3 protein-coding genes are annotated in these 3,062 nt (G+C 72.6%); all 3 read right to left on the bottom strand.

Annotated elements, in window-relative coordinates; genetic code table 11:
* Positions 1-1,127 (bottom strand): M20 family metallopeptidase (locus I0C86_RS38940; protein WP_196206325.1); only part of this gene is annotated, 1,127 nt, incomplete at its 3' end.
* A 148-nt stretch (positions 1,128-1,275) separates the two neighbouring features.
* Positions 1,276-2,178, bottom strand: coding sequence for an NAD-dependent epimerase/dehydratase family protein (locus I0C86_RS38935; protein WP_196206324.1), 903 nt, complete (start codon positions 2,176-2,178; stop codon positions 1,276-1,278).
* A gap of 20 nt (positions 2,179-2,198) precedes the next feature.
* Positions 2,199-3,062, bottom strand: an 864-nt coding sequence (locus I0C86_RS38930; protein ID WP_230395533.1) for a carbohydrate ABC transporter permease, incomplete at its 5' end; no start/stop codon positions are given.

Here is a 3,062-nt window from a genome sequence, read left to right as displayed (position 1 = left end):
CCCCCACCGCGAAGATGTTCGGTGAGCGCCGCCACCAGCGCCGCCCGGCCGGACAGCTCCGCCACGAGCACATGCTCGTCGTCGGCGTGCGCCCCACCACCGATCGCACCCAGACCGTCCAGAGTCGGCGTGCCGACTCCCGCGGTGAGGTTGCCGTCCGAGCCGCCACCCACGGCGGCGGCACGCAGCGGTGGCAGCCCGAGTCGCGCGGCGAGCACCTCGGCGAGCGCGAACAGCTCCGCCGACGCGCTCGCCGCCAGCGGCGGCCGGCTGGGCCCAGCGGTCACCGCGAGCCGGGCCCCGGGCAGCACCGGCGTCAGCGCCCGCATCGCCGCGTCCACCCGGTCCTGCTCGGCGGCGTCGCGGACCCGCACGTCGACGGAGAGGCCGCCCGCGTCCGGAACGGTGTTCACGGTGGTGCCGGCCGCGATCAGCGTGGGCGTGACGGTCGTACCCCGGTCCGGGTCGCCGAGGGCGTTCACCGCGAGTACCTGGTGCGCCAGCTCCACCGTGGCGTTGGCGCCACGCTCCGGCTCCAGCCCGGCGTGCGCGGCCAGGCCGGTCACCTCGACCCGGTAACGCGACACACCCTTGCGTTCGGTCTTGAGCGCACCGCCGCCGGCCGCCGCCTCCAGCACCAGTGCACCGGCACAGCCGGTCGCCTCGGCCTCGACGAGCGCCCGCGAACTCGGTGAGCCGAGTTCCTCGTCGCCGGTGACCAGGATCGTCACCCCTGACCGGTCGGCCAACGCCGCCACGGCGTGCAGGCCCAGCACCAGGCCGGCCAGCATGTCGACACAACCCGGTCCGCGCAGTACGCCGTCGGTCACGTCGAACGGATGGCTGGCCAGCGTGCCCAGCGGCCACACCGTGTCGTGATGGCCGAGCAGCAGCACCCGGGACGGCCCGTCGCCGAGCCGCCAGCGCAGGTGTGTGCAGCCGTCGAGGACGATCCGTTCCGGTGCCACGCCGAGCAGCCGGGTACCGATCCGGGCGACCACCTCGGCGCTGGCCGCCACCGCGGCGTGGTCCGCCGACGGTGACTCGCAGGTCACCAGCGCCTCGATGTCGGCCAGCATCGCCGGCAGTGCCGCCCGGAACCGTTCCCGCAGCACGTCACCCGCCATCTCAGCCGACCTTCGAGGGGCTCTCGTCCGGGGACAGCGTGGGCTGCTCCGGCACGGCAGACAGGGTCAGCTTCTCGGTGCGCTGGCGTCGGGTCACCGGCTTCTCCTCGCTGGGATGGGCTCTGGACCAGGTTTAGCACGGTGCGCTTCAGAGGGCGGCCTCGTCGCGCCAGCCGTGCCGGGCCTCGAAGCCGAACAGCCGGTGCGCGGCGGAGCTGTCCACCAGCGAGTCGACGCCGCGCAGCGGTGCCCGGACCTGCGTGGTCGGATGGAACCTCTCCAGCAGGTCGGCGGTCGGCACCGTCGCCGAGGTGTCGGGGGCGGCGACGTTCACTACATGGTGGCCGGTGAGACCGGAGGTCAGCACGGCGTGGACGGCGTACGCCGCGTCCCGGGTGTCGAGCCACGCCCACAGCTCCCGGCGGTTGCCGGCCACGTTCCGCCGGATCCGCGCCAACTGGGACGCCAGCCGCTTCCCGTCGCCGACGAACGGAAACCGCAGCAGGGTGGTCGGCATCCCCCACCGCCGGGTGGCGAACGCGCCGACCTGCTCGGTCACCGTCTTCGACAGCCCGTACGAGTCGATCGCCACCGATTCCTGGTCCTCGTCGATCGGCACGTACGGCGGGGACAGGTCCCGCCCGGCCCAGGCGTACCCGTACGCCGCGACGCTGGAGGCCGCGACCGCGCACCGTACGCCCGCCCGGCCGGCGCCGTCGAGGACGAGGTAGGCGCCCTGGACGTTCTGCGCGAGGGTCTCGTCCTCGGGCAGTTGACCGGGCGCGGCGATCGCGGCGAGGTGCACGACGCCGTCGACCGGACGGCCGAACGGGCGCAGGCTCTCCTCGACGAACGCGCGGTCCCGGACGTCGCCGACGAGTACCAGTTCGGCCCTGGGGCTGGTGAACGGCGCCCGGTCGACGGCGACGACCCGCAGCCCCGAGTCGGCCAGGTGTGGCACGACGACCTTGCCGATGACGCCGGCCGCACCGGTGACCAGTACGACGTCGTCGGCGCCCAGCGCGCAGCGCCGGATCTCCTGTTCGGACATGCTCTCCCCCTACTTCCCGATCAGCCCTTGATCGCCCCGGTGAGGCCGTTCACGAAGTACCGCTGGGCGGCGAGGAACCCGATGATGACCGGGATGACGACGATCAGCGCGCCGGCCATCAGCGAGTTGTACTGCACCACCTGCGAGGACTTCAGCGCCTGGAGGGCGATCGGCAGGGTGTAGGTGGCGGGGTCGTTGAGCGAGACCCGGGTCAGCAGGTACTCGTTCCAGGTCGGGATGGCGGTCAGCAGCGCGATCGTCACGAGGGCGGGACGGGCGAGCGGCAGGTACACCCGGGCGAAGATCCGCAGTTCGCCGGCCCCGTCCACCCGCGCCGAGTCGCGCAGTTCGGCCGGCACCGACCGGAACGCGTTGGTCAGCAGCAGGACCGCGAACGGCGCGGTTCCGTTGACGAACGGCAGGACCAGGCCGAGGTGGGTACCGAGGATCGCCAGCCGGTTCTCCAACAGGACGACGGGCAGCAGCGTGACGACGCCGGGCACGAAGAGCAGCGCGACGAAGAGCCGGTAGAGCGCGACGCGGCCGGGAAAGTGCAGGACGGCGAAGGCGTACGAGGCGGCCGAGTAGATCACCACGACGCCGACGGTGGTGGCCACGGTCACCTGGAGGCTGTTGACGAAGTAGTCGAAGAAGTGCAGCCGGTTCCAGGTGTCGACCAGGGTACTCAGGGTGGGATCGCGCGGGATGAGGTGGCCGCCGGCGATGACCTCCTGCTGGGTCTTGAAGGCCGCCGAGACCATCCAGAGGAACGGGTAGAGGCTCACCACGGCGTACCCGGCGAGCAGCAGCGCGACGACCGTCCGGGCGAGAACGACCTGGGGCGGCCACCGGCGGGCCCGTTTCGGGCTTCGGGTGCTGTCTCT

The organism is Plantactinospora alkalitolerans (genome assembly GCF_015690345.1).
Taxonomy (GTDB): Bacteria; Actinomycetota; Actinomycetes; order Mycobacteriales; family Micromonosporaceae; genus Plantactinospora; species Plantactinospora alkalitolerans.
The sequence above is the reverse complement of the archived record's forward strand: the minus strand, read 5'-3'. Positions and strand labels throughout refer to the sequence as shown.